This window comes from Methylobacterium endophyticum, from assembly GCF_050591105.1.
GTDB lineage: Bacteria > Pseudomonadota > Alphaproteobacteria > Rhizobiales > Beijerinckiaceae > Methylobacterium.
Genome location: NZ_JBNHES010000003.1, coordinates 48,843 through 73,988 on the forward strand (window position 1 = coordinate 48,843; position 25,146 = coordinate 73,988).

30 protein-coding genes are annotated in these 25,146 nt (G+C 71.6%); 14 read left to right on the forward strand and 16 right to left on the reverse strand.

The window, feature by feature from the left end:
- Window positions 1–34: 34 nt before the first annotated feature.
- Window positions 35–301: a hypothetical protein gene (locus ACP56T_RS04655; RefSeq protein ID WP_430910954.1), complete on the reverse strand. Its 267-nt coding sequence runs from the start codon at window positions 299–301 to the stop codon at window positions 35–37.
- 295 nt (window positions 302–596) lie between these two features.
- Between ACP56T_RS04655 and pstS the strand changes: the two genes are divergently transcribed.
- From pstS to phoB, 6 genes are all read left to right on the forward strand, one after another.
- The gene (gene pstS / locus ACP56T_RS04660; RefSeq protein WP_430910955.1) at window positions 597–1,637 is read left to right on the forward strand and encodes a phosphate ABC transporter substrate-binding protein PstS; all 1,041 of its coding nucleotides are present in this window, start codon (window positions 597–599) and stop codon (window positions 1,635–1,637) included.
- 180 nt (window positions 1,638–1,817) lie between these two features.
- Window positions 1,818–2,792: a phosphate ABC transporter permease subunit PstC gene (pstC, locus tag ACP56T_RS04665; RefSeq protein ID WP_430910956.1), complete on the forward strand. Its 975-nt coding sequence runs from the start codon at window positions 1,818–1,820 to the stop codon at window positions 2,790–2,792.
- Window positions 2,793–2,810: 18 nt separating this feature from the next.
- A complete protein-coding gene (gene pstA / locus ACP56T_RS04670; protein ID WP_430910957.1) occupies window positions 2,811–3,710 on the forward strand; it encodes a phosphate ABC transporter permease PstA in 900 nt (299 codons plus the stop codon).
- A gap of 46 nt (window positions 3,711–3,756) precedes the next feature.
- Window positions 3,757–4,575: a phosphate ABC transporter ATP-binding protein PstB gene (gene pstB, locus ACP56T_RS04675; protein ID WP_430910958.1), complete on the forward strand. Its 819-nt coding sequence runs from the start codon at window positions 3,757–3,759 to the stop codon at window positions 4,573–4,575.
- Window positions 4,576–4,604: 29 nt separating this feature from the next.
- On the forward strand, window positions 4,605–5,327 hold the full coding sequence (gene phoU / locus ACP56T_RS04680) for a phosphate signaling complex protein PhoU (RefSeq protein WP_430910959.1): 723 nt from the start codon (window positions 4,605–4,607) through the stop codon (window positions 5,325–5,327).
- 128 nt (window positions 5,328–5,455) lie between these two features.
- On the forward strand, window positions 5,456–6,157 hold the full coding sequence (gene phoB, locus ACP56T_RS04685; protein WP_430910960.1) for a phosphate regulon transcriptional regulator PhoB: 702 nt from the start codon (window positions 5,456–5,458) through the stop codon (window positions 6,155–6,157).
- Between the two features lie 34 nt (window positions 6,158–6,191).
- Here the strand turns inward: phoB and ACP56T_RS04690 are convergent, their stop codons facing one another.
- The 3 genes from ACP56T_RS04690 to ACP56T_RS04700 all read right to left on the reverse strand — a co-directional run bounded on the left by ACP56T_RS04690 (window position 6,192) and on the right by ACP56T_RS04700 (window position 7,156).
- Window positions 6,192–6,314 carry a hypothetical protein gene (locus ACP56T_RS04690; protein ID WP_430910961.1) on the reverse strand — a complete coding sequence of 41 codons (123 nt, stop codon included), beginning with the start codon at window positions 6,312–6,314 and terminating at the stop codon, window positions 6,192–6,194.
- Complete coding sequence (locus ACP56T_RS04695; RefSeq protein WP_430910962.1) at window positions 6,311–6,544, reverse strand: hypothetical protein; 234 nt, start codon at window positions 6,542–6,544, stop codon at window positions 6,311–6,313. The genes ACP56T_RS04690 and ACP56T_RS04695 overlap by 4 nt, the downstream gene beginning before the upstream one ends.
- Before the next feature lie 75 nt (window positions 6,545–6,619).
- Entirely contained in the window at window positions 6,620–7,156 is a 537-nt protein-coding gene (locus tag ACP56T_RS04700; protein WP_430910963.1) for a GcrA family cell cycle regulator, read from the reverse strand.
- Window positions 7,157–7,567: 411 nt separating this feature from the next.
- Here ACP56T_RS04700 and ACP56T_RS04705 point away from each other — a divergent pair, with 411 nt between their 5' ends.
- A complete protein-coding gene (locus ACP56T_RS04705; RefSeq protein WP_430910964.1) occupies window positions 7,568–8,770 on the forward strand; it encodes a patatin-like phospholipase family protein in 1,203 nt (400 codons plus the stop codon).
- Window positions 8,771–8,949: 179 nt separating this feature from the next.
- Here the strand turns inward: ACP56T_RS04705 and ACP56T_RS04710 are convergent, their stop codons facing one another.
- The 4 genes from ACP56T_RS04710 to ACP56T_RS04725 form a co-directional block, all read right to left on the reverse strand.
- On the reverse strand, window positions 8,950–9,078 hold the full coding sequence (locus tag ACP56T_RS04710; RefSeq protein ID WP_430910965.1) for a TFIIS helical bundle-like domain containing protein: 129 nt from the start codon (window positions 9,076–9,078) through the stop codon (window positions 8,950–8,952).
- A 115-nt stretch (window positions 9,079–9,193) separates the two neighbouring features.
- Window positions 9,194–10,684 carry a flavin-containing monooxygenase gene (locus ACP56T_RS04715; RefSeq protein ID WP_430910966.1) on the reverse strand — a complete coding sequence of 497 codons (1,491 nt, stop codon included), beginning with the start codon at window positions 10,682–10,684 and terminating at the stop codon, window positions 9,194–9,196.
- Entirely contained in the window at window positions 10,684–11,577 is an 894-nt protein-coding gene (locus ACP56T_RS04720; RefSeq protein ID WP_430910967.1) for an alpha/beta hydrolase, read from the reverse strand. The genes ACP56T_RS04715 and ACP56T_RS04720 overlap by 1 nt, the downstream gene beginning before the upstream one ends.
- The gene (locus tag ACP56T_RS04725; RefSeq protein WP_430910968.1) at window positions 11,577–12,404 is read right to left on the reverse strand and encodes an SDR family NAD(P)-dependent oxidoreductase; all 828 of its coding nucleotides are present in this window, start codon (window positions 12,402–12,404) and stop codon (window positions 11,577–11,579) included. Before ACP56T_RS04725 ends, ACP56T_RS04720 begins: the two co-directional genes overlap by 1 nt.
- Window positions 12,405–12,556: 152 nt before the next feature.
- On the opposite strand from ACP56T_RS04725, the gene ACP56T_RS04730 reads away from it, so the two are divergent.
- Complete coding sequence (locus ACP56T_RS04730; protein WP_430910969.1) at window positions 12,557–12,895, forward strand: hypothetical protein; 339 nt, start codon at window positions 12,557–12,559, stop codon at window positions 12,893–12,895.
- 17 nt (window positions 12,896–12,912) lie between these two features.
- On the opposite strand, the gene ACP56T_RS04735 is transcribed toward ACP56T_RS04730, so the two are convergent.
- The gene (locus ACP56T_RS04735; protein WP_430910970.1) at window positions 12,913–13,293 is read right to left on the reverse strand and encodes a hypothetical protein; all 381 of its coding nucleotides are present in this window, start codon (window positions 13,291–13,293) and stop codon (window positions 12,913–12,915) included.
- Between the two features lie 203 nt (window positions 13,294–13,496).
- On the opposite strand from ACP56T_RS04735, the gene ACP56T_RS04740 reads away from it, so the two are divergent.
- Window positions 13,497–14,747 carry a NupC/NupG family nucleoside CNT transporter gene (locus ACP56T_RS04740; protein WP_430910971.1) on the forward strand — a complete coding sequence of 417 codons (1,251 nt, stop codon included), beginning with the start codon at window positions 13,497–13,499 and terminating at the stop codon, window positions 14,745–14,747.
- Here the strand turns inward: ACP56T_RS04740 and ACP56T_RS04745 are convergent.
- Window positions 14,734–15,066 carry a DUF167 family protein gene (locus tag ACP56T_RS04745; RefSeq protein WP_430910972.1) on the reverse strand — a complete coding sequence of 111 codons (333 nt, stop codon included), beginning with the start codon at window positions 15,064–15,066 and terminating at the stop codon, window positions 14,734–14,736. The two genes, ACP56T_RS04740 and ACP56T_RS04745, sit on opposite strands and share 14 nt — an antisense overlap.
- Before the next feature lie 113 nt (window positions 15,067–15,179).
- Here ACP56T_RS04745 and ACP56T_RS04750 point away from each other — a divergent pair, with 113 nt between their 5' ends.
- Window positions 15,180–16,592 (forward strand): cytochrome P450, encoded by a 1,413-nt coding sequence (locus tag ACP56T_RS04750; RefSeq protein ID WP_430910973.1) that lies wholly within the window; start codon window positions 15,180–15,182, stop codon window positions 16,590–16,592.
- A gap of 3 nt (window positions 16,593–16,595) precedes the next feature.
- Here ACP56T_RS04750 and minE read toward each other — a convergent pair whose 3' ends face one another.
- The 4 genes from minE to minC (ACP56T_RS04770) all read right to left on the reverse strand — a co-directional run bounded on the left by minE (window position 16,596) and on the right by minC (ACP56T_RS04770) (window position 19,186).
- Window positions 16,596–16,862, reverse strand: coding sequence for a cell division topological specificity factor MinE (minE, locus tag ACP56T_RS04755; protein WP_430910974.1), 267 nt, complete (start codon window positions 16,860–16,862; stop codon window positions 16,596–16,598).
- A complete protein-coding gene (gene minD / locus ACP56T_RS04760; protein ID WP_430910975.1) occupies window positions 16,859–17,674 on the reverse strand; it encodes a septum site-determining protein MinD in 816 nt (271 codons plus the stop codon). Before minD ends, minE begins: the two co-directional genes overlap by 4 nt.
- Before the next feature lie 10 nt (window positions 17,675–17,684).
- The gene (minC, locus tag ACP56T_RS04765; protein ID WP_430910976.1) at window positions 17,685–18,362 is read right to left on the reverse strand and encodes a septum site-determining protein MinC; all 678 of its coding nucleotides are present in this window, start codon (window positions 18,360–18,362) and stop codon (window positions 17,685–17,687) included.
- Between the two features lie 134 nt (window positions 18,363–18,496).
- Entirely contained in the window at window positions 18,497–19,186 is a 690-nt protein-coding gene (gene minC, locus ACP56T_RS04770) for a septum site-determining protein MinC (protein ID WP_430910977.1), read from the reverse strand.
- 290 nt (window positions 19,187–19,476) lie between these two features.
- Between minC (ACP56T_RS04770) and ACP56T_RS04775 the strand changes: the two genes are divergently transcribed.
- From ACP56T_RS04775 to typA, 4 genes are all read left to right on the forward strand, one after another.
- Window positions 19,477–19,791, forward strand: a complete 315-nt coding sequence (locus ACP56T_RS04775; RefSeq protein WP_430910978.1) for an iron transporter — start codon at window positions 19,477–19,479, stop codon at window positions 19,789–19,791.
- Complete coding sequence (locus tag ACP56T_RS04780) at window positions 19,788–21,338, forward strand: PepSY-associated TM helix domain-containing protein (protein WP_430910979.1); 1,551 nt, start codon at window positions 19,788–19,790, stop codon at window positions 21,336–21,338. Before ACP56T_RS04775 ends, ACP56T_RS04780 begins: the two co-directional genes overlap by 4 nt.
- Window positions 21,335–21,682, forward strand: coding sequence for a DUF3325 domain-containing protein (locus ACP56T_RS04785; RefSeq protein ID WP_430910980.1), 348 nt, complete (start codon window positions 21,335–21,337; stop codon window positions 21,680–21,682). The genes ACP56T_RS04780 and ACP56T_RS04785 overlap by 4 nt, the downstream gene beginning before the upstream one ends.
- Window positions 21,683–21,836: 154 nt before the next feature.
- Window positions 21,837–23,651: a translational GTPase TypA gene (gene typA / locus ACP56T_RS04790; protein ID WP_430910981.1), complete on the forward strand. Its 1,815-nt coding sequence runs from the start codon at window positions 21,837–21,839 to the stop codon at window positions 23,649–23,651.
- 23 nt (window positions 23,652–23,674) lie between these two features.
- Here typA and ACP56T_RS04795 read toward each other — a convergent pair whose 3' ends face one another.
- Together ACP56T_RS04795 and ACP56T_RS04800 are read right to left on the reverse strand one after the other, a co-directional pair.
- Window positions 23,675–23,842 (reverse strand): hypothetical protein, encoded by a 168-nt coding sequence (locus tag ACP56T_RS04795; protein WP_430910982.1) that lies wholly within the window; start codon window positions 23,840–23,842, stop codon window positions 23,675–23,677.
- Window positions 23,842–25,110 (reverse strand): DUF2254 domain-containing protein, encoded by a 1,269-nt coding sequence (locus tag ACP56T_RS04800; RefSeq protein ID WP_430910983.1) that lies wholly within the window; start codon window positions 25,108–25,110, stop codon window positions 23,842–23,844. The genes ACP56T_RS04795 and ACP56T_RS04800 overlap by 1 nt, the downstream gene beginning before the upstream one ends.
- Window positions 25,111–25,146: the final 36 nt, after the last annotated feature.

Consider the following 25,146-nt stretch of genomic DNA (forward strand, 5'->3'; position numbering starts at 1 on the left):
TCCGTCCGGGAGACGTAGATCCCGGCTCTCCGCCCTACCAGCGCCGCGCGCCGGGCCGGCGCCGGTATTCCGCCGCGCGGATCTGGGTGAGCACGCCGTCGAGGCGCGCGAGCAGCCGGCCCTCCTCCTCGTGGGCGCGCTCCATCTCGGCCGCGTCCGCTCCGAAGCGCTGGCGGGCCTGCGCCAGGGAGAGGCCGCGCTCCAGTCTCGCCCGCTCGTCGTGAAGGTCGAGCAGGGCCTCGTCCGCTTTCGTCGGCGCGCGGTCGGGGGCGGTGGCGGGGTCACTGCCGGGAATCGGCACGTCGGTCTCCTCGAGGTCGCGCGGCCCGGCGCGGATGCCGGGGCGGGGACGACGTGACCAAACGCGCGAGGCCCCGCTTTCGTGCCATCGCTCGCGTCGACGGTGGGCGAAATACCGGCGGTTGCACCGCCGAAGGGCGGTGTCATCGGCCTGTCATGGCATCGTCATAGAGGCGGCACTGTCGGGCCGGTAAGGCCGCGTCGGCCGGGCCTTCGCCCGGACCGTGCGATGCCGGGACCGCCGGGCCTCGCGCGGACGCGCGGGCCGTTCGAGCCCGACAGCGATGGAGATTCATGTGAAGCCCTTCCGATACGCGCTCGCCCTCGGCCTCGCGACGGCACAGCTCGCCGGTGCGGCGCTCGCCGCCGACATCACCGGCGCCGGCGCCACCTTCCCCTTCCCGGTCTATTCCAAGTGGGCGGAAGCCTACCGCAAGGAGACCGGCATGGGTCTGAACTACCAGTCGATCGGCTCCGGCGGCGGCATCAAGCAGATCCAGGCCAAGACCGTCGATTTCGGCGCCACCGACGCGCCGCTGAAGGGCGAGGCGCTCGCCAAGGACGGCCTCGTCCAGTTCCCGACCGTGATGGGCGGCGTCGTCACCGTGGTGAACATCGCCGGCGTCGAGCCGGGCAAGCTGAAGCTCACCGGTGAGCTGATCGCCGACATCTACGCCGGCAAGATCACCAAGTGGTCGGACGCCAAGATCGCCAAGCTGAACGACGGCCTCAAGCTCCCCGACGCGACCATCACCCCGGTCTACCGTTCGGATGCCTCGGGCACGACGAACATCTTCACGACCTACCTCTCCGGCGTCTCCGAGACCTGGAAGAAGGACTTCGGCGCCGCCACCACGATCTCCTGGCCCGCCGGCCAGGGCGGCAAGGGCAACGAGGGCGTCACCGCCACCGTCAAGCAGGTCCCGAACGCCATCGGCTATGTCGAGTCGGCCTACGCCAAGCAGAACAAGCTCGCCTACGCCCTGATCCAGAACAAGGCCGGCAAGTTCCCGCAGCCCGACGACAAGGCGTTCCAGGCCGCCGCCGCCAGCGCCGACTGGAAGGCCGCTCCCGGCTTCGGCATCTCGCTGACCAACCAGGCCGGCGACGACGCCTGGCCGATCACGGCCGCGACCTTCATCCTCGTCCACAAGGACGCGGTCGACGCCGCCAAGACCGGCGCCGTGCTCAAGTTCTTCGACTGGGCCTACAAGAACGGAGACAAGATGGCCTCCGAGCTCGACTACGTCCCGCTGCCCGACAACGTCGTCGGCCTGATCCACGACGAGTGGAAGCAGATCAAGGACAAGGACGGAAAGCCCGTCTCCAACATGTGAGCCGCTGAGGCGCCCCGCGCTCCGGCCCGTCCCTCGGGGACGGCCGGGGCTACCGGGGCGCCGATGCCGCGACCGGGCTCCCGTCTCCGGCGGGACGCCCGGTGCGCACGACCGATGGAACCCCGGCTCGCCACCCGCGAGCCCGCGCGCTACCAAGCCTCCCAACGAAGAGAACAGCGGATGGCGGCCTTGACCGAAACGATCGCGATCGCCCGCACGGAGCGGACGACCCGCACCGGGCCCAGCAAGGGCGCCGACGCGCTCTTCCGTGCCGCCGCCTACGGCTCGGCGCTCCTGGTGCTGGCGATGCTGCTCGGCATCCTCGCCTCCATCGCCTATGGCGGCTGGCCGGCCTTCAAGGAATTCGGCTTCGGCTTCCTGACCTCGAGCGCCTGGAACGTCGGCACCGAGCAATACGGAGCGCTCGTCGCCGTCATCGGCACCCTGGCCTCGGCCTTCCTGGCGCTGCTGATCGGCGTGCCGCTCTCGCTCGGCATCGCCATCTACCTCACGCAGCTCTGCCCCGGCTGGGCCCGCAAGCCCGTCTCGATGACCATCGAGCTGCTCGCCGCCGTGCCGAGCATCATCTACGGCATGTGGGGCCTGTTCATCTTCGCGCCGCTCTTCGCGCGCTTCGTGCAGACCCCCGTATCGAACGTGGTCGAGGGCCTGCCCATCGTCGGCACGCTGCTCTATGCCCGCGTGCCCTCGGGGGTCGGCGTGCTCACGGCGGGCATCATCCTCGCCATCATGATCGTGCCCTTCGTGGCCTCGATCACCCGCGACATGCTCGACCAGATCCCGACCGTGCTGCGCGAGAGCGCCTACGGCATCGGCTGCACCACCTGGGAGGTGATCCGGCATGTGCTGGTGCCGCAGGCCTCCGTGTCGATCATCGGCGCGATCATGCTCGGCCTCGGCCGCGCGCTCGGCGAGACCATGGCCGTGACCTTCGTGGTCGGCAACGCCAACCGGCTCTCGGCCTCGATCTTCGATCCGGGCTCGACCATCGCGTCCCGCATCGCCAACGAGTTCAACGAGGCCGACGGCATGCAGCTCAACGCCCTCATGGCGCTCGGCTGCATCCTGTTCGTCATCACCTTCTTCGTCCTGATCGTCGCGCGCCTGCTCGTCCGGCGCGTGAAGGTCGCCTGAGCGGAAAGCCGGCCCCCCATGGACGCCACCAACACCCTTCCCGCCGCGCGCGCCTCGGTCCCCGCCGCCGTCAGCCGGGTCCGCCCCGGCCGCCGGATCGCGGATCGCATCCTGATCGTGTCGAGCACGCTCGCCACCGCCATCGGCATCGTCGTGCTCGGCTCTATCCTGCTGATGCTCATCGTCGAGGGCGTGAAGGGCTTCTCGCCGATGCTCTTCGTCGAGCCGACGCCGGGCCCCGGCTCGGTGGGCGGCGGCATCGCCAACGCCATCCTCGGCAGCCTGGTGCTCACCTTCATCGGCATCGTGGTGGCGACGCCCATCGGCCTCATGGCCGGCACCTACCTCGCGGAATACGGCCGCAGCTCGAAGCTCGCCGACCTGATCCGCTTCCTCAACGACATCCTGCTGTCGGCGCCGTCCATCCTCATCGGCCTGTTCGTCTACACGCTGATGGTGCGGCCCATGGGCACCTATTCGGGCTGGGCCGGCGGCGTGGCGCTCGCCATCATCGCCACCCCGGTGATCGTGCGCACCACCGAGGACATGCTGCGCCTCGTGCCCGCCACCCAGCGCGAGGCCGGCGCGGCGCTGGGCGCGCCGCCCTCCGTCGTGATCCGCTCGATCACCTGGCGGGGTGCCAGCGCCGGCATCGTCACCGGAATCATCCTGGCGCTGGCCCGCATCGCCGGCGAGACCGCCCCGCTGCTGTTCACGGCGCTGAACAACAACTCCTGGTTCAACGCGAACCTCCTCGGCGGCATCCCGAACCTGCCGGTGATGATCTACCAGTTCGCCCTCTCGCCCTACCCGAACTGGCAGCAGCTCGCCTGGGCCGGCGCGCTGCTCATCACGGTCACGATCCTGGCGCTGTCGGTGGTCGCCCGCGTCCTCGTCAAGAGCGAGCGCGCGCGCTGACGCGCCGCCGCTCTCCCCCCATTCCCCTCTCGAAGGACGCCACGCGATGAACGCCGCTTCCGGAATCACCTCCGCCCAGCTCACCGGGCGCCATCAGGCCGACGAGGGCGCCCCCGTGCGCATCGCCGTCAAGGACCTGAACTTCTACTACGGCAACTTCCACGGCCTGAAGAACGTCAACCTCAACTTCCACGACCGCCAGGTCACGGCGCTGATCGGGCCGTCCGGCTGCGGGAAGTCGACGCTGCTGCGCACCTTCAACCGCATCTACAGCCTCTATCCCGAGCAGCGGGCCGAGGGGCAGATCATGCTCGACGGCCGCAACGTGCTCGACTCCAGGGTCGATCTCAACGAGCTGCGCTCCAAGGTCGGGATGGTGTTCCAGAAGCCGACGCCCTTCCCGATGTCGATCTACGACAACGTCGCCTTCGGCCTGCGGCTCTACGAGCGCCTGCCCAAGGCCGAGCTCGACGTCCGCGTCGAGGAGAGCCTTCGCAAGTCGGCGCTCTGGGACGAGGTGAAGGACAAGCTCAAGCAGTCCGGCATGGGCCTCTCCGGCGGCCAGCAGCAGCGCCTCTGCATCGCCCGCACCGTGGCGCAGCGTCCCGAAGTGATCCTGTTCGACGAGCCGACCTCGGCCCTCGACCCGATCTCCACCGGCCGCATCGAGGAGCTGATCGAGCAGCTGCGCAGCGAGTTCACCATCGCGATCGTGACGCACAACATGCAGCAGGCCGCGCGCATCTCGCAGTTCACGGCGTTCATGTATCTCGGCGAGCTGGTCGAGTTCGGGCCGACGACGCGGATCTTCATGAACCCGACCAAGTCCCAGACCCAGGACTACATCACCGGCCGCTTCGGCTGATCCCGGAAGAGCGGAGCGAGGACCGGACCATGCCCGACCACATCGTCACCTCCTACGACAACGACCTCGAAAGCCTGCGCCGCTCGATCTCCGAGATGGGCGGCATCGCCGAGAAGATGATGACCGATGCGGGCGACGCCCTCGTGCGCCGCGACGCCGTCCTCGCCCAGGCCGTCATCGCCGCCGACAAGCGGCTCGACGCGCTCCAGCGCGAGATCGAGGAGCGCGCGGTGCTGCTCATCGCCCGCCGCCAGCCGCTGGCCATCGACCTGCGCGAGACCATCTCGGCGATCCGCGTCTCCGGCGATCTCGAGCGCATCGGCGACCTCGCCAAGAACGTCGCCAAGCGCGTGGTCGCGATCATCGACGAGCCGCAGCCGCAGAAGATCGTGCTCGGCGTCCAGCACATGAGCGACCTCGTGCAGGAGCAGCTCAAGGACGTTCTCGACGCCTATGCGAGCCGGAACACCCAGGCCGCCTACGACGTCTGGGAGCGCGACGGGGCGATCGACGCGCTCTACAACTCGCTCTTCCGCGAGCTCCTGACCTACATGATGGAAGACCCGCGCAATATCTCGTTCTGCACGCATCTCCTGTTCTGCGCCAAGAACGTCGAGCGCATCGGCGACCACACCACCAACATCGCCGAGACCATCCACTACCTCGTCACCGGCGAGAACCTGGCCGGCGAGCGCCCGAAGAACGACGCCTCCAACTACGCCACCGTGGCGCCGCAGCCGGCGGCTCCTTAATCAGCACGCAAGTCCGATACCGATCGGCGACGAGGACGCCCGTCGTCGATCGACCGCGCGGCCGCGGGGCGGCGGCCGCCCGCCGAACCTCACGGGTCACGACCCGTGAGACTTGGTATTGAGGCCCGATGAGCACGCACATCCTGATCGTCGAGGACGAGGAAGCCCTCACGCTTCTGCTGCGCTACAACCTCGAAGCGGAAGGCTTCTCCGTCGATTGCGCCGTGCGCGGCGACGAGGCCGAGCTGAAGCTCCAGGAGCAGGTGCCGGACCTCGTCCTCCTCGACTGGATGCTGCCCGGCCTCTCCGGCATCGAGCTGTGCCGGCGCATCCGCGCCCGCCGCGAGACCGAGCGGCTGCCGGTCATCATGCTCACCGCGCGCGGCGAGGAGGCGGACCGGGTGCGCGGCCTCGGCACGGGGGCCGACGACTACATCGTCAAGCCGTTCTCGGTGCCGGAGCTGCTCGCCCGCGTGCGCTCGCTGCTGCGCCGGGCCAAGCCCGCGCATGTGGCCAACCTGCTCGTCGCCGGCGACATCGAGCTCGACCGGCTGAGCCACCGCATCCGCCGCGACGGGCGCGAGCTGCATCTCGGCCCCACCGAGTTCAAGCTGCTCGAATTCCTGATGCAGAGCCCCGGCCGGGTCTTCTCCCGCGAGCAGCTCCTCGACGGGGTCTGGGGTCACGACGTCTATATCGACGAGCGCACCGTCGACGTGCATGTCGGCCGCCTGCGCAAGGCCATCAACCGCCCGCGCCAGCCCGACCCGATCCGCACCGTGCGCGGCTCCGGCTACGCCTTCGACGAGACCTTCGAGCTGGGTGAGTAGCGGCGTCGGTCCGCGCTCGCGGGGCGGTCGGCCCCTATTCGGCCGGGGTGTGGTGACGCGGGCGGGTGAGATGCGCGGTGATGGCGTAGATCACGAGGCCGCCCAGTCCCATCACGAATGGTGCGACGAACAACATATAGGTCTGGGCGGAGATCATGGCGGCAATCTCCCGAGAAGCCGTTGGGCTCCATAATGTAGCCCGCCGGCGAACGAAACCCAAACAGCGGCACCGAGGGCCAGTTCCCAGGCAGGTGCCGTCGGGGCGCTGAGGCCATAGAAGGCCGCTGCGGCCGGCGCGAGGACGCCGACTGTGACGGATGCCGTCGCCAAAGTGTTGAGCGCGGCCGCGCCCAGCTTGATGCGCTCCGTGACGATGGAATTCGTCACTCGCCGTGCTCCTCGTGCCGTCCAAGAAAAAAGGCCCGCTCGCGCGGGCCCTTTGGCTTCAAGACTGCGCTCCGCTCAGCGGAAGCCGGCCACCCGGCGGTCGCGCTTGCGCTCGGCGGCGGGCTGGTAGGCGATCTGGGCGTGGTGGGTGCAATAGGGCAGGCCGGTGATGGCGCGGGCGCCGCAGAAGCGGAACTCCGGCGTCGTCGGGTCGCCCATGGGCCAGCGGCACATGGACTCGCGCAGCTCCATGATCGTGACCCGTTCGGAGACGGCGAGCGCCACGGGCTCGGGAGCGGCCGCCGGCATCGGGAACTCCGGCGCCGGGCGCTGCACCGGCGGGGGCGCCGGCTCGGCGGCCTCCACGGCGGCCTCGATCACCACGGCATCGGCCTCCGGCAGCGTCTCGAGGGCGCCTTTCTTGCGGGCGCCCGGAGCGTCCGAGCCGGCCTTGATGCGGCCGCCCATGCCGAGGCGGTGGACCTTGCCGATGACCGCGTTGCGGGTGACGCCGCCGAGCTGCGCGGCGATCTTGCTCGCGCTCTGGCCCTCTTCCCACAGGCGGCGCAGCAGCTCGACGCGCTCGTCGGTCCAGCTCAAGCCCGCTTCCATGCTCGTCCCCCTTCGACTGGCCATCCGGCCGAGCGCGCGTCATCCGGCCCTTCGAGGAGCCAGCGGCACACACTCCGTACGTCTTGAAACCGTCCGTTACGCGCCGCCGGTCGCGGCCGCCGCCGGGGAGATCTGCCCCGATCGGCAGGCGAGACCCTACAGGAGGGCTCGCGGCAGACGCAAGAGTCGACGAATCGGTGCCCCGCTCGGGGGCGCGCGCTTTTCCACCGTGATCGGGAAAGCGGCCCGCGAGCGGCCTCGCGGAGGCACGCGAAGGCGGTGGCTGTGGCGCCCATGCATCACCCGTGCCCGGCGGCGCGATTGCGGGACGGGGGAGGGAACGCTACTATGGCCAAGCTCGTTCGACCGCCGTCATCCGTTCACCGAACACGCGCAGCGGAACCTCTCGCCATGACGACGTCGTCCCGACCGCGGTGGATGAGGGCGCTGCTCGCGCTGTCCGTGGGGGCGCCGCTGGCCGCCTGCTCGTCGATACCGCGCATTCCCTACACCGCCGGCGAGGCCGCGCTGGCGAGCGTCGCCAACATCCCCGGCGCGCGCGTCTTCGCGGACGCCTCCGCCGAGACCATCACCGAGATCGCCGGGCGGCCGGGGGCGCGCAAGCAGCGCTTCACCTATCTCGCCCTCTCCGGCGGCGGCGGCGACGGCGCCTACGGGGCCGGCGTCCTCAACGGCTGGTCGGCCTCCGGCGCCCGGCCCGAGTTCACCCTCGTCTCCGGGGTGAGCACGGGCGCGCTGATCGCGCCCTTCGCCTTCCTCGGGCCCCATTACGACGGCGTGCTCACCGAGATCTACACCAGCGGCGTCGCCGAGACCCTGGTGCAGAGCCCGAGCGTCGTGAACGTGCTGTTCGGCTCCGGCCTGTTCGGGGACGAGCGCCTGCGCGATCTCGTCGGCCGCTACGTCACGCCGGACTTCCTCGCCGCCGTCGCCGCCGAGCACGCCAAGGGCCGCCGCCTGCTCGTCGTGACCACCAATCTCGACTCGCAGCGGGCGGTGATCTGGAACATGGGCGCCATCGCCGCCAGCGGCGCGCCCAACGCCGTGGCGCTGTTCCGCGACGTGCTCACCGCCTCGGCCAGCATCCCGGCGGTGTTCCCGCCCCAGCTCATCGACGTGCAGGCCGAGGGCCGCGAGTTCCAGGAGCTGCATGTGGACGGCTCGGTGGTGACGCCGGTGTTCACCCTGCCGCAATCCCTTCTGCTCAAGGACGGGCGGCTGCGCACGGCCGGCGGCAAGGCCGACATCTATGTCGTCATCAACGGGCGGCTGGAGCCGGAATTCTCGGTCGCCCCCAACAACACCCTGTCGCTTGTCGGCCGGTCCTTCACCACCGCGAGCCGCGCCCGCAGCCGCGCGACGCTCGCCACCACCTACGCCTTCACCCGCGCCAGCGGCATCGGCTTCAACCTCACCTATATCGGCGAGGACGTGCCCAACACGACGAGCCAGGCCGGATTCGACACCGCCTATATGCGCCGGCTCTACCAGGCCGGCTTCGAGAAGGGCCGGGGCGGCACCTTCTGGGAGCATACGGTGCCCGCCGCGCCGGTGCTGACGAAAGCCGCGACGGTCGCCGCCGCCGCGCAATAGGGCCTGTCCAGGAGGCGCGGTCTCCGGCTCTCCGTTTTTTCTGAAAGCGCAAGGACCGAGACGCCGTCAGGCGCCTTCGGAGGCGCCTGACGGCCTCGAGCGGACGCGGCGGGACACGGAAAAAAAACCGCCCGGCGGGAATGCCGGGCGGCGGATCAGCCGGAGGCGGCTCCTACGGGCTACTTGCGCAGCAGCTTCGTGACGATGCGGCCGATGAGGTTGCTCGAATTCGCGTTGCGGTCGTCGCGGGCGACGGGGCGGTCCTCGTTGCCGAGAATCTTGGTGACGATGCGACCGATCAGGCTCATGGGACCCTCCTCGCGCCGGACGGCCCGGCAGGCGGACAGTGCTACGGCATAGCTTCCACCGACAACGGACGACTCGCCGCCGACGTTCCGGTCATATGGTGACGATACGCTCCCCTCAGGAGAGCCGGTAGTCGCGCAATCGCGGCCGGCGCGCCCCGCGCAGATAGGCGAGGACCGAGCCCGGCCACAAGGTCGTGTTGCGCCCTTGCGCGTCGAGATACCAGCTCGTGCAGCCGCCCGTCGTCCAGATGCTGTCGGCCAGCTTGGCGCGAACCTCCGCGAGGAAGCGCGCCTGCGCCTCCGGGCGGACCTCGATCGCTTTGGCGCCGGCCTTGCGCAGGGCCTTCAGGCAGCCGATCGCGTGCTCGACCTGCGCCTCGATCATCACGATCATCGAGTTGTGCCCGAGGCCGGTATTCGGGCCCATCAGCAGGAAGAGGTTGGGGAAGCCCGAAACGGTGATGCCCTGGAAGGCGCCCACGCCGTCGCGCCACGCCTGCGACAGGGCAAGCCCGCCACGCCCCACGGTGCGCACCCGCGACAGGCTCGCCCCCACGTCGAAGCCGGTGGCGTAGATCAGCACGTCGAGGGGGTGCTCCGTGCCGTCCTGCATGACGATGCCGGCGGGGGTGATGCGGGCGATGCCGCCGCTCTCGAGCGCGACGTTCGGGCGGGTCAGCGCCGGGTAATAATCGTCGGAGACGAGCACGCGCTTGCAGCCGAGGCGGTAGCGCGGCGTCAGCCTGTCCCGCAGCGCCTTGTCCGGCACGGCCTTCCTCAGATGGTGGCGGGCGAGGGATTCCGCCTGCGCCGTCAGCTTCGAGACCTTGGTGAAGCCGAGGAGCGCGCGCAGTTCGTGGATCCAGAAGAGCCTCTGCCGGAAGAGCCAGCGCGCCAGGGGAAGGCGGCGGAAGGCGCTCGTCTCGCGCGCGCTCATGGGCCGGTCGTGCTTGGGCATCACCCAGGGGGGCGTGCGCTGGAACAGCACGAGGCGGTCCGCCTCCGGGGCGATCAGCGGCACGAACTGGATCGCGCTGGCCCCGGTGCCGATGACGCCGATGCGCTTGCCCCTGAGATCGCAGCCGTGGTCCCAACTCGCCGAGTGGAAGCTTTTGCCGGCAAAATCATCGCGGCCGGGGATCGCGGGAATCGCCGGATGGTGCAGGGCGCCCATGCCGGAGACGAGGGCGCGGGCGCGCAGTGGTCCCCGGTCGGTCTCGACGCGCCAGAGCCCTTCCGCCTCGTCCCACACAGCCGCGTCGACGCGGGTGCCGAGGTGCAGATGCGGGCCGAGGCCCTTCGCCGCCACGGTCTCCCGCAGGTAGGCCGCGATCTCGGGCTGGCGCGGATAGAGCCGCGACCAGTCGCTCTTCGGCGCGAAGGAGAGCGAGTAGAGATGCGAGGGGATGTCGCAGGCGGCCCCCGGATAGGTGTTCTCGTGCCAGGTGCCGCCGATGCCGTCGCCCTTGTCGACGATCAGGAACGGCCCGATGCCCTCCTGAAGGCAGCGGATGCCCATGGCGATGCCGGAGAAGCCGGCGCCGACGATGAGGACGGCCAGCGTCTCCGAGGGCAGGGGGGCCGGGTCCGGCGCTGTCTGCGTCATCACGCGTCCCCTCGGGCGAGCCGGCTCCGCAGGAAGCGCGTCGCCTCGCTGAGCGAACGGCGCGCCTCCGGCACACGATAGCCGGCGAACTGCCAGGCATGCGGCACCACAGGAAACACCGTCAGCTCCACCGGGACGCCCGCCGCCCGCGCCTTCTCCGCGAGGCGGATCGAATCGTCGCGCAGCAGCTCGCGCTCGCCCACATGCAGCAGGAGCGGGGGAAGCCCGGCGAGATCGGCGAGCAGCGGCGAGGCCAGCGGGTCCGCCGGATCGGCCGGGCCGAGATAGGCCGGGCGCAGGCGCCGGAGCCCCTCCGGGTCGAACATGGCGTCGCGTCTGGCGTTCGCCCGGTGCGAGAGGCCGGTGCCGACGAGGTCCGTCACCGGCGAGAACAGCGCGGCCGCCCTCGGCAGGGGAAGGCCCGCCTCGCGCAGGCGCAGCATGAGGGCGAGGGCGAGGTTGCCGCCGGCCGAGTCGCCGGCCACCGCCGCCGGGCCCAGGGCGGCGAACTCCGTCCAGGCGGCGACGAGGTCGTCGATGGCGGCGGGGAAGGGATGCTCGGGCGCGAGCCGGTAATCGGGCGCGAACACCGTGAGGCCGCGCCGCGCGAAGGAGCCCGTGACCGGCCGGTGGGTCCTGGCCGAGCAGGCGACGAAGCCGCCGCCGTGGATGTAGAACAGGCGCGTCTCCGGCCGCTCCGAGGGCGCGGGGATCACCCATTCGCCGGAGATGCCCCCGAGGATGCCCGGCCGATAGGTCACGTCGAGGGGGTCGGGGAAGCTCGCCCCGTCGAAGACCCGGCGCACGCTCGCGAGGTCGCTCATGTCGCCGAGGCGCGGGCGCACCATGCGCCGGACCGCGAAGGCGTAGAGATGGGCCCGCAGGCTCGCCATCAGCGCTTCTGCCCGATGAGCCGGGCGAGCACCGACCAGTAGCCCACCGGCGCGAGCCGCTGGATCAGCGCGATGGCCTTGGCGTCGCGGCCGACGATGGCGCGCGGCGCCCGCCGCTCGATCGCGCGCAGGATCGCCGCCGCCGCGTCCTCGGGGCTCTGGCGCAGGAGCTTCTCGAACTCCTTGCGGGCGCGCTCGGCCTTCTCGGGGTCGAGGGTCTTCGACAGCCGGGCGTTGCGCGCGATCCCCGTGGCGACCCCGCCGGGATGCACAAGGGTGACGCCGAGCCCGGTGCCCGCATGCTCGTGGCGCAGGCTTTCGCTGAAGCCGCGAAGGCCGAACTTGCTGGCGCAATAGGCCGCCTGTCCGGGGGGCGCGACGATGCCGTAGAGGCTCGAGACGTTGACGATCTGGGCGGTCTCCTCGGCCATCAGCGCCGGGAGGAAGGCGTGGGTCATGCGCACCGCCGCGCGCAGGTTGACGTCCATCACCCACTCGAAATCGGCGAGATCGGTCTCGAAGAAGCGCCCGCCCAGCGCCACGCCGGCATTGTTGACGAGGAGCGTCAGCCGTCCGTGCCGCGCCAGCACCGCCTCGGGCAGCGCCCGGATCGCGTCGCCCTCCACGAGATCGAGGGGATGGGTGCTGACCGTGACACCGAGCCGTTCGGCCCCGGCGCGCGTACGCTCCAGGCCCTCCGCGTCGCGGTCGACGAGGGCCAGCGCGCAGCCCCGGCCGGCGAGGGCGAGGGAGAGCGCCGCGCCGATCCCGCCGGCGGCCCCCGTGACCAGCGCGACGCCGCCGCGCAACGGAAACGCCTGAGCCACGCGTGATCCCTTCCCAAGCCTCGCGTCCCGCGCCGCCTCCGGCGAGGCGAACGCACGACCGGCGCGATATACACCAAGGTGCCCCCGCTGCCAGGGCGGCGTCGGCCCGGCGCAGGTGGACCGTGGCGAGGAAACGGGGCGAGGGACCGGGAATGACAGCGCCTGCGACGCCGGACGGCCGCTACATCGTGGTTCGCGGCAGGCTCTGGCGCCGGTCCCGGCCCGATCTCGCGCCGGAGGAGCGGGAACGGCTCGTCTGCTCCCTCATGGCGGCGCGGCGGGCCGTTCGCGATGCCGGCCGGGCGGGCGACGATGCCGCGGTCGCATCGGCGCGCGGGGCGGTGGACGAGGCCAAGCGGGGGCTCGGCGAGCGCGGCCCGGTGTGGTGGAGCGACGGCGCCCCCGATCTCAACCGGCGCATGGCGGCGAACACGCCCTATGCCGCGTGGTTCGCCGGCCTGTCGAAGGAGAAGTCTCCCGAGGAGCGCTGAACGGCGTCGTGACGGGTTCAGTCCGCGCCCGGCCGCGAGAGCCGCAGGCGGAAGCCGTCGTCGAGGCCCGCCGGCAGCGGCGAGGAGGCCGCCCCCTCGCCGAGCCGCAGCGCGAAATCCAGCCCGGCGATCTCCGGCTTCGGCGTCGTCTGCGGCATCGCCTGGGCGACGCAGGCCGCGAGCATGACGGCGGCGGCGGCCTGGGCGCCGATCCAGGGCAGCAGCTTCGGCAGAAGGGTTTCCACGGCGCCGGGGGGCGACTCGTGGGCGACCGGAACCGCGAGGAGCCGGATCTCGCGCACGCTCGGATGCGACCGGGCGGGTGCGGCCTGCGAGAAATCGAACAGGTCCTCGTCCTGGGACGGCAGGTCGTGGGCGAGGGGGGAGAGCGCAGGCATCGTCGCGGGTTCCGCCGGGATCGTCCGCTCACATTCGAGCGGCCGTCTTGACGATCCCTGAACCTCAACGAGTCCCGCCGGGCCTTCCCGCGGGCATGCTTAACCGTCGCTTGACGGCCGTCCCCAGGCGGTTCGCGCCGGGCGCTGGCCCGGATCGCGCATGCGCGCCATCAGGGGAGCGGTCTTCGGGGTCGGCGGGGCGAATGGGCGAGCGGGTTTTCCATGCGGGGGCGAGCCTCGCGCTGCTTCTCGCCGTCGCGTTCCTGTTCTCCACCGACCGCCGGGCCATCCGCCCGCGCCTCGTGGCCGGGGCGCTGGCGCTCCAGGTCCTGATCGGCGCGCTGATCCTGTTCGTGCCCGCCGGGCGGGCGGCGCTGACGGCGGTGGCCGAGGTCGTGCGCGCGATCCTCTCCTACGGCGATCTCGGGGCGGCCTTCCTGTTCGGCGGCCTCGTCGAGCCGAAGATGTTCGAGCTGTTCGGCAGCGGCGGCTTCGTGCTCGCCTTCCGGGTGCTGCCGCAGATTCTCTACGTCTCGGCGCTGATCGGCGTGCTCTACCATGTCGGCGCCATGCAGGCGCTGGCGCGTGCCCTCGGGGCCGTGCTCCGGCGCATCCTCGGCACCTCCCCGATCGAGTCGTTCTCGGCGGTGGTGACGATCTTCATCGGCCAGAGCGAGATCGCGGTGGCGCTGCGGCCGTTCCTGCCCCTGCTCACCGGCTCCGAGCTGTTCGCGGTGATGACGAGCGGGGCGTCCTCCACGGCGGGCTCGATCCTGGCCGGCTACGCGGCGCTCGGCGTGCCCATGGACTACCTGATCGCGGCCTCGTTCATGGCGATCCCCGGCGGGCTCCTCTACGCCAAGATCCTGGTGCCGGCCACCGAGCCGACCCGCGTGCTGACCACGCGGGTGGAGTTCGCCGGCACGCGGGCGGCCAACGTCATCGAGGCGGCCGCCGACGGCACCCAGAAGGGGCTCGCGGTGGCGGCCGGCGTCGGGGCGATGCTCATCGCCTTCGTCGGGCTGATCGCGCTGGCGAACGGGTTCGTCGGCTGGCTCGGCGGCCATCTCGGCCTTCCCGGCGCCTCCATCGAGGGCGGGCTCGGGGTGCTGCTGGCGCCGCTCGCCTGGCTCCTCGGGGTGCCCTGGGAGCAGGCGACGCTCGTCGGCGGCGCCATCGGCCAGAAGATCGCGTTCAACGAGTTCTTCGCCTATGCCAGCGTCTCGCCGGTGCTCAAGGGCGGGAGCCTCGATCCGCGCACCGGCGCGATCCTCTGCTTCGCGCTGTGCGGATTCGCGAACTTCGCCTCGATCGCGATCCAGCTCGCGAGCTTCTCGAGCCTGGTGCCGGAGCGCCGCTCCGAGATCGCCCGCTACGGCCTGCGCGCCATCCTCGGCGGCACCCTCTCGAACCTGACGAGCGCGGCCATCGCCGGGTTGTTCATCTCGGGCTGAGCAGGGCGTCGAGGCGTGCGGCCAGCGCCGCCCCGTCGCCGGACACGCGCAGGATCTTTACCCGCGCGGTCTCGCCCGAGACGAGGGCGAGGGCCGATTTCGGCACCCCGAGGGCCTTGGCGAGCAGCGCGATCAGCGCCGCGTTGGCGGCGCCCTCGACGGGAGGCGCCGAGACGCGCACCTGAAGCAGGCTGCGCCCGTCCGCGTCGAGCACGACGCCGCCGATGCCGTCGCGGCCGCCGCGCGGAGTCAGCCGGACGGCGAGGCGCAGGCCCTCGGGCGTGACGGTGTAGGGCTGATCCGGCTTGCTCAGGGACACAGGGACGACCGATCCGGCGCGGAGAGGGCGGGAGCCATGCGGCGGCACCGGCTTTACAGGCACCGCCGGTTTCCGGCACTCCCCGCGCGGACCGAAGGCCGCGAGGAGCATCCATGGAATCGACGCTGGCCGCGCCCGACGCGCTCTCCCTCGGGCTCGCCTCGCCGCGCCCGGTGCCGGCGGTGCCCGAGGCCCCGGCCGAGGACCTGCCGCTCTTCGCCTACCTGAAGGCGATCCGCACCAACGCCGTCTCCGGCTGGCCGCGCCGCGCCTACGAGGATCTCGTGATCGAGCGGCGGCTGATGGGCCGGCGCAGCCTGACGCTCAGCGATCCGGCCGGCATCCGCCGCGTCCTCATGGACAACCAGGCGAACTACGTGCGCACCCCGGCCTCTGTGCGCATCCTGCGCCCCATGCTGGGGGACGGGCTGCTCATCAGCGAGGGCGCGTCCTGGCGCCACCAGCGCCGGACCCTCTCCCCGGCCTTCACCCCCCGCGCCACGGGCGAGCTCGTCCCGCATATCGCCGATGCGGTCGCGGCGGCGCTGCGCGAGATCGAGGCGCAGGCCCGCTCCGGGCCGGTGGACCTGTTTCCGCTGCTGCACCGGATGGCGCTGGAGATCGCCGGGCGCACCATGTTCTCGGTGGGCATGGAGCGCCACGGCGAGGAGCTGCGCGCCCTCATGGTGGCCTATAGCGGGCGCCTCGGCCGGCCGCATCTGCTCGACATGCTGCTGCCGCTGCGCGTGCCGGCCCCTCTCGACCTGCCCCGCGCCCTGTTCCGCCGGCGCTGGGTGCGCTTCCTCGACCGGATCATCGCCGCGCGGGCCGCCGAGACGGCCCCGAGGGCCGAGCGCGACCTCCTCGACCTGATGGGGGCCGCGCGCGATCCCGAGACCGGCGAGGGATTTCCGCCGGAGCAGCTGCGCGATCAGGTGGCGACCATGCTGCTCGCCGGCCATGAGACCACCGCCGTCGCCCTGCTCTGGGCCTGCACCCTGCTCGCCCGCGATCCCGAGAGCCAGGAGCGGGCGGCGGCCGAGGCGCGCGCGGCGGATGCGGACGGCGACCCGAGGGGGGCGCTCGCTTCGCGCCTGACCTTCACGCGGGCGGTGATCGACGAGACCCTGCGGCTGTATCCGCCGGCCTTCGCCATCGTGCGCGCGGCGGCGGGGCCGGACACCCTCGCCGGCCACGCGATCTCGGCCGGGGACATCCTGCTGATGGCGCCCTGGGTGATCCATCGGCACCGCAAGCTCTGGCGCGATCCCGACGCGTTCGATCCGGGCCGTTTCCTGCCCGGCGCCGAGCCGCCGGCGCGCTACGCCTACCTGCCCTTCGGGGTCGGCCCGCGCGTCTGCATCGGCGCCTCCTTCGCCCTCGCCGAGGCGACCCTGGCGCTGGCGGGGCTGCTCGCGCGCTTCCGCATCGCGATGCCCGACGGCGCGCCGCCGATGCCGGCCGCCGTGGTGACGACCCAGCCCGACCGGGCGCCGCTGTTCCGGCTGACCTTGCGCGCGGCCTGAGGGTCAGGCGGCGCGCTTGGGCGCGGCGGCGAGCGGCAGCTCGATGTCGACGCCGAGCGTGGTGACGCCCTCGCCGCGCTCGAGGGTGATGCGGACCTTGTCGCGCTCCACCGCGACGTGGCGGGCGATCACCGCGAGGATCTCCTCGCGCAGCGTCACCACGAGGTCGGGGCGGCTGGTCTCCGCGCGCTCGTGCGCGAGGATGAGCTGGAGCCGGTCGCGGGCGACGGCGCCCGTGTTGCGGCGGCTGAACATGCTGAGGAGACTCATGCCGCCCTCCGCATGAACAGCTTGTCCAGCAAGGACTTGCGGTCGCTCGGGATGCTCATGGCGATGGTCTCGCCCTTGAGCCGGCGGGCGGCGTCCATGTAGGCGCGGGCGGGCGCGCAGTTCGGGTTGTTGAGCGTCACCGGGCAGCCGACATTCGAGGCGCGTAAGACCTCCTGGCTCTCCGGGATGATGGCGATGAGCGGGATCGAGAGGATCTCGAGCACGTCGTCGGTCTTGAGCATGTCGCCGCGATCGGCGCGGGCGGGGTCGTAGCGGGTGAGGATCAGGTGCTTGTCGATGCTCTCGCCGTTCTCGGCGCGGATCGTCTTCGAGTCGAGGAGCCCGATGATCCGGTCCGAGTCGCGCACCGAGGAGACCTCCGGGTTCGTCACCACCACGGCCACGTCCGCGTGGCGCATGGCGAGCGTCGCGCCGCGCTCGATCCCGGCCGGGCTGTCGCAGATCACCCAGTCGAACTTCTCGCGCAGCTCTTCCATCACCCTGGCGACGCCGGCATCGGTGAGCGCGTCCTTGTCGCGGGTCTGCGAGGCGGGCAGCAGGGAGAGGTTGTCGAGGCGCTTGTCGCGGATCAGCGCCTGCGGGAGCTTGGCGTCGCCGTTGACCACGTTGATGAGGTCGTAGACCACCCGGCGCTCGGCGCCCATGACGAGGTCGAGATTGCGCAGGCCGACGTCGAAATCGACGACGACGACGCTCTGGCCGCCCTGGGCCAGGGCCGCTCCGAGGGCGGCCGTGGTGGTCGTCTTGCCGACCCCGCCCTTGCCCGATGTGACGACGAGTACCTTCGACACTTGTCTCTCCTTAATCCAGGCTGGCCATTCTGAGGGCGCCGCCGTCGAGCCAGACCTGCGCGGGTTTTCCGCGCAGGGTCGGGCCGATTTCGTCCGCGGTGCGGACGAGGCGATCGATGCCGAGCAGCTCGGCTTCGAACTTGCGGCAGTAGATGCGGGCGCGGGGGTTGCGGGCGGCGCCGGCGATGGCCCGGCCGCGCAGCGCGCCGTAGACGTGGATGGAGCCGCCCGCGAGCACTTCCGCTCCCGAGGAGACCGAGCCCATCACCGTGACGTCGCCGTCGCGGTGGACGATGGAGCGCCCCGAGCGCACCGAGCCCTCGATGGTGAGCGAGGTCGGCGGCGGCTCCGGCAGCGGCGGCACGAAGCGGGGATCCGGCCGCCCGCCGACGAGGAAGGGCGGCAGGCCGGCGGCGTTCGCCGACGGGTCCGCGCCCTCGATGCCGAGGATGCGGATGCGGCGGCCCGAGAGCTCCGCCACCAGCGCGGCGAGGGCGTCCGTCTCGGGCGTCCAGGCGGCGAGGTCGAGGATGACGGCGCGGCCGTCGAACAGGCTCGGAGAGCGCGTGAGCGACGCGTCGAGCCGCGCGAGCCAGTCGGCGAGGGGGGCCTCCGGCGCGAGGGCCAGCGCCTTGAAGGCGCGGCCGCGCGGGGAGAGGGGGAGGGGGGATGTTAACGGGCTGGTCACGGCGGTGAACGATTCCTTACCCCCGCATTGGGAGCGCAGATCGTTACCGGAGGGTTAACGAAACGCGGCCGGTTAACCTTCCTCGAACCGTGACCCGATCCTGTGACATCGGATCGGGGCTCGCGACGGAGGCTCTAAACGTCGACGGCGCTCACCCTGAGCGCGTCGTCGAAGAGGCGCACCTGGGCCGGCTGGCCGCGCAGCGCCTCGCCGAGGTCGTCGGCCGTCCGGTAGAGCCCGTCGATGGCCACCAGTTCCGGCTCGAAGCGGCGGCAGAGGATGCGCGCGGCCGGATCCCCCGAGGCGCCGGCGATGGCCCGGCCGCGCAGCGCGCCGTAGACGTGGATGGAGCCCCCCGCGATCACCTCGGCGCCCGAGGAGACCGCGCCCATCACGCAGACGTCGCCCTCGAGATGCACCACCGATTGCCCGGAGCGCACCGGCTGGTCGAGCACCAGCGAGCGCGCGGGCGAGGGCGGCGCGGGCACGGCCGGCGCGTCGGGCAGAGCGATATCGGCCGCCGGGCGCCCTCCCGTCAGCGGCGGCGGCAGGCCGGGGCCGAGGGTCTCCGGCGCGGCGCCCTCGATGCCGAGGAGGGTGACGGAGCGGGCGGCGAGATCGGCGACGAGCCCTTCGAGCTCCGTGCGCGCCAGCCCCAGCCCCGACACGTCGAGCAGCACCGGGCGCCCGCTGAAGAAGGCCGGCGCGCGCCGGGTGAGCGCGTCGAGGTCGTCCAGCCAGTCGGCGACGGGCAGGCTCGGGGCGAGCACCATCGCCATGAAGGAGCGGCCGCGAAAGCGGATCGGCGGGCGGGTCTGGGTCACGACGGGTCTCGGGTTGGGCGTGCGGCTGCTGTGGCGCGAAACGGGGAGGCGCCGCAATCCCATCGGGTGCGCCGTCCGGGAGCGCCGTCAACCCGTTTCGCGACAGGTGGAAGCACCCGCGCCCTGCGTCCGCGAGGACCGGCCGGGCTCGCCGGGAAACCGCTAAGTGGTTGGCGCCACGTTGGAACGGTTCTGAAACATAGCGGTTGCCGGGCTCTCGGCGCCCTTGCTAATCGGGATGCCCGGCCGTCGCCACGCGCGGCGGCCTCCCGACACAGAACGAGGCAGGCATGGCTCCGGCGCAGGCCGCGCGACGATCCCCCGCCTACCGGGCCGCCGTCGCCGGGCGGGTCGTTCTGGCGACGCTCGGCGGCTACGCGGTCGCCGCGCTGTCGACGGCGCTGCTTTCTCTCGTCCTGCCGCTTCCCCGCTCCGAGGCGGTGTCGGCGGCGACGCTCGCGAGCTTCGCCGTGATGGTCGCCGCCGTGATCGTGGTGTTCGCGGCCCGCTCCCTCGGGGTCGCGGCGCTGCGGATCGGTGGGGCCGCGCTGCTCCTTGGCGGGGGCATCTGGATCGCCCGCATGCTGCCGACGGTGGCCTCATGAGGCAGGGATTCCGGCAGTCGATGGCGTGGCTGCACGCCTGGTCCGGCCTCGTGGTCGGCTGGGTCCTGTTCGCTGTCTTCGTCACCGGCACGGCGAGCTACTACCGCTCCGATATCTCCGCCTGGATGCGTCCCGAACTGCGCCAGGGCGTCGAGACCGACGCCGGGCGAGCCGCCGATCTCGGCGCCGCCTTCCTCACGGAAAAAATGCCGGACGCGGCGGGCTGGTACATCGAGCTGCCCAAGCCCGAGGATCCGGTGATCGGCGTGTATTGGTGGAAGAGCCTCGACGGCCCCTTCCACGACGCCCGCCTCGATCCCCTGACCGGACGCCCCGAGAGCGCGCGCGCCACCAAGGGCGGCGATTTCCTCTACCGCTTCCATTTCGAGCTCGGCATGCCGCCGCTCTGGGGGCGCTGGATCGTCGGCATCTGCGCCGCGATCATGCTGGTGGCGCTGGTGAGCGGCATCGTCACCCACCGGCGGATCTTCGCCGATTTCTTCACCTTCCGGCGGAACCGCTCGGCCCAGCGCGGCTGGCTCGACGCGCACAACGTCGCCGGGGTGCTGGCGCTGCCGTTCCACCTGATGATCGCCTATACGGGCCTCGTCACCCTGGCGCCGATGTACATGCCCTGGGGCGTCCAGGCCGCCTACCCGGACGGCGCGCTGACGTTCTTCACGGAGGCCGGGCTGGCGACGCCGATGGCGGCCCCCGCCGGCAGGCCGGGCACGCTCATGCCGCTGGCGCCGATGGTGGCGCAGGCGAGGGCGCGCATCCCCGAGACGCCGGAGGGGCTCGGGGTGCAGAATCCGGGCGATGCCGCCGCGCGCGTGGTGGTGTTCTTCGAGGAGCCGAAGGGCCTCGCCCATCTCCACCCGCAGGTGGCCTTCGACGGCGGCACGGGAGCCGTTGCCGGCACGGCGGGAACGGCCCTGCCGGTGACGCATGCCTCCACCGCCTTCGTCGGGCTGCACGAGGCGCATTTCGCCGGGCCGGCTCTGCGGGCGTTGTTCTTCCTGTGCGGCGTGCTCGGCACGGCGACGGTGGCGACGGGGCTCGTGCTGTGGAGCGTCGCGCGGCTGCCGAAGGCGGGCGAGCGCGCCGGCTTCGGGCTGCGCCTGGTCCGGGCGCTCAATGTCGGCACCGTCGCCGGCATGCCGGTGGGGCTCGCGGCGTATTTCCTGGCGAACCGCCTGCTCCCGCTCGATCTGGCGGAGCGCGCCGCCTGGGAGATGCGCGCCTTCTTCGCCGCCTGGCTGCTGGTGGCGCTGGCGGCGCTTCTTCGCCCGCACGCGGCGGCGTGGCGCGAGGGGCTCTGGTTCGCCGCGCTGCTGTTCCTGGCGATTCCCGTGGTCGACGCCCTCACCCTCGGGGAGGCGGTGCTCGCGGAGGGGGCGCGCTTCCTCGGCTTCGACGCCGCCATGATCGTGGTCGGGCTGGTCCTGGCCTTCGCGGCGGGCCGCGCGGGCCGCCGGGTCTCGGCTCCTCGGGCGTCGGGTGGGGCGCGGCGCATCGGGCCGGGCGAGGAGGCTCTGCGCGCGTGACGCCTCTCGTCCTCGCCCTGAACCTGTGTCTCAGCTTCGCCGGCCTGTCGCTGCTCGCGCTGAGCCTCGACCGGCATCACCGCGACGCCTTCGGCGCCCGCGTGCCGAAGGCCCGCGCCCGGATGCTGCGGATCGCCGGCTGGCTGGCGATCGCGCTCTCCCTCGTCGCGGCGGTGGCGGCCGAGGGCGTGAATTTCGGCCCCGTGCAGTGGATCGGCGCGTTGACCGGGGGGGCGCTCCCGGCCGTGGCGCTGCTGTCCTACCGCCCGGCCTGGCTGCGCCCGGCAGCGCTTGCCGCCCTGCCGCTGGCGCTGGTCTCGCTCGCCCTCGTCCTCACGGCCTGAGGGCGCGCGCGACGGCTTTGGCGGGCGGCCCCTTGCCGCGGGCGCCCCTTCCGCCTATTGCAACGCAAACTCTCGAACCCGCGCCTTCCCGTCGCGCCGGCCTTTTCCCGCGCCGGATGCGCCATGGCGGGTTCCCATTCGCTTCGGACACCCCATGAAGCTGCGCAACATCGCCATCATCGCCCACGTCGACCACGGCAAGACCACGCTCGTCGACAAGCTCCTCCAGCAGTCCGGCACCTTCCGCGAGAACCAGCGGATCGAGGAACGGGCGATGGACTCGAACGACCTCGAGAAGGAGCGCGGCATCACCATCCTGGCCAAGGCGACCTCGGTCGTCTGGAAGGACACCCGCGTCAATATCGTCGACACCCCCGGCCACGCCGATTTCGGCGGCGAGGTGGAGCGCATCCTCTCTATGGTCGACGGCGTGATCGTGCTGGTGGACGCCGCCGAGGGCCCGATGCCGCAGACCAAGTTCGTGGTCGGCAAGGCGCTCAAGATCGGCCTTCGCCCGATCGTGGCCATCAACAAGGTCGACCGGCCGGACGCGCGCATCAACGAGGTCGTGAACGAGGTGTTCGACCTGTTCGCGGCGCTCGACGCCACCGACGAGCAGCTCGACTTCCCGATCCTCTACGGCTCGGGCCGCTCCGGCTGGATGAACACCACGCCGGAGGGCGACCAGTCCGAGGGCCTCGCCCCGCTCTTCGATCTCGTGCTCGAGCATGTTCCGCAGGCCAAGACCGAGGACGGCCCGTTCCGCATGCTGGGCACGCTGCTCGAAGCGAACCCCTTCCTCGGCCGCATCATCACCGGGCGCATCGCCTCGGGCACGGTCAAGCCGAACCAGGCGATCAAGGTGCTCGACCGCGAGGGCAAGGTGGTCGAGACCGGCCGCGTCTCCAAGATCCTGGCCTTCCGCGGCCTGGAGCGTACCCCGATCGACGTGGGTGAAGCCGGCGACATCGTTTCCATCGCGGGCCTCCTCAAGGGCACCGTGGCCGACACCTTCTGCGATCCCGCAGTCAACGAGCCGATCCAGGCCCAGCCGATCGATCCGCCCACCGTGACGATGTCCTTCATCGTCAACGATTCGCCGCTTGCCGGCACCGAGGGCGACAAGGTCACGAGCCGCATGATCCGCGACCGCCTGTTCAAGGAGGCCGAGGGCAACGTCACGCTCAAGATCGAGGAAGCCGCCGACAAGGACTCGTTCTACGTCTCCGGGCGCGGCGAGCTCCAGCTCTCGATCCTGATCGAGACCATGCGCCGCGAGGGCTTCGAGATCGCGGTCTCGCGTCCGCGCGTGGTGCTGGAGAAGGGCGAGAACGGCGAGGTGCTGGAGCCCGTCGAGGAGGTCGTGATCGACGTCGACGAGGAGCATTCCGGCGTCGTCGTGCAGAAGATGTCCGAGCGCAAGGGCGAGATGCTGGAGATGCGTCCCTCCGGCGGCGACCGCCTGCGCCTCGTCTTCCACGCTCCGACCCGCGGCCTCATCGGCTACCAGGGCGAGCTGATGACCGACACCCGCGGCACCGCGATCATGAACCGCCTGTTCAAGGCCTACGAGCCGCACAAGGGCGAGATGCCGGGCCGCCGCAACGGCGTGCTGATCTCGAACGACAAGGGCGAGGCCGTGGCCTACGCCATGTGGAACCTCGAGGATCGCGGGCCGATGATGATCGAGCCCGGCGCCAAGGTGTACCAGGGCATGATCGTCGGCGAGCACAACCGCGAGAACGACCTCGAGGTGAACGTGCTCAAGGGCAAGAAGCTCACCAACATCCGCACCACCTCGAAGGACGAGGCCGTGCGCCTGACGCCGCCGATCCGCATGACCCTGGAGAAGTCGCTCGCCTGGATCCAGGACGACGAGCTGATGGAAGTCACGCCGAAGTCGATCCGCCTGCGCAAGACCTATCTCGACCCCAACGAGCGCAAGCGCTTCGAGCGCTCGGGCGCGTAAGGCGCCCCGCGAAGGGCGGCGGCTCAACCGCCGCCCGGATCGGCCTCGCCGCCGGGTTTCCTCTCGCCCTGCGGACCCATCCCCGGCTTGCCGCCGGTCTTCTCGCTGGGATCCTTGACCGCGTCGGGGGCGGTGTTCGCCGGTTTCTTGCCCGGCTTCGTCTCGTCGTCCGTCCGATCCTTGTCGGTCATCATCCCTCTCCGTCCCGATGGGCGAGCGCCCGGTGCGCCGCCTCGACGGCCGCCACGTCCTGCCTGACGGACATGGCCGCGCGTGCCCGGTCGAGGGCGAGGGCGGCCTGCTCGCGGGCCGCCTCGCGGAACGCGGGACCGCCGAGGGCGTGGAGCGCGGCGAGGGCCTTCTGAAGCCGAATGCCGACCTCCACGATCGCCGCCCCGTCGCGGGCGATGGGCGTGAAGCCGTCGTCGAACAACTCCCGCGCGGTGATTCCGTGCACGCGCAGGCGCGGATATTTTCGCGCCTCGGGCGCTTCGGCCCGGCATTCGGCCCAGAGAGCCAGGACCCGCACCAGCGTGCCGATCACGTCGATGGCCGTGCCGGGATCGTTCACCGCCGGCGACAGGGCCCGCGAGGCGACCTCCGACAGGACGATGATGCCGAAGCGGGGATCCTCGTCGAAGGAGCGCCGGTCCTCGACGACGAAGGCCTTGGCGAGGGCCGCGCGGGCCTTCTCGTCGGTGCTGCCGTCGATGGCGACGAGGGGCCTGCCGGGATGGACGAAGCTGCCCGGCAGCACGCTCAGATGGAGCGTGAGGCCGCGTTCCTCCGCCAGCGCGTCGAGCGCCCCGGCGTCGATATGGGCGACATACCCGGTCTGGACGGCTCGCAGCACGGACGCGCCCTCGGGCGGCGGCGTCCAGGGCAGGCCGCCGAGATAGGGCGCCTCGGCCCGCCGCCGCACCGCCTCGCTTGCCGCGGCCTCGATGACGTCGACGGTCTCGCCGACGCGGCCGAGATGCGAGAGCGTGTCGATCCAGCGCACCAGCGTCGCGACGACGAGGGCCAGCACCGCGAGCGTCAGCCCGAACAGGATGACGCGCCCCTGCGCGCCGTAGACATCCGTCTTGAGCGCGATCAGCCCGACGACGCTGTAGACGAAGGCCCCGACGAAGCTCGACACCGCCGTCTGGGCGCGGGTGTCGCGCATCAGCAGGGTGACGGCGCGTGGGGTGACGTTGCTCGTCGCGGCGCCGTAGGCCTGCACCATGGTCGAGAGCGAGAAGGTCGCCACCGGCAGCATGCCGCTCGCCAGCACCGTGAGGATCTGGTCGACGGCGTCCGAGCCGATCGACCCGGCGAGGTCCGGCGGGATCAGCGGCGCGAGGCGTGCCGAGGCCAGGGCCGCGACGACGCCCCCGACGCTGAACAGGGCGACGCGCAGCCACGGCCGGCGCGCGGCGCTGCGCAGACGATAGAACCAGTTGGCGGACAACGACATGCGATACCGCGGAGCCTCGACGGGGGATCGGGGCTT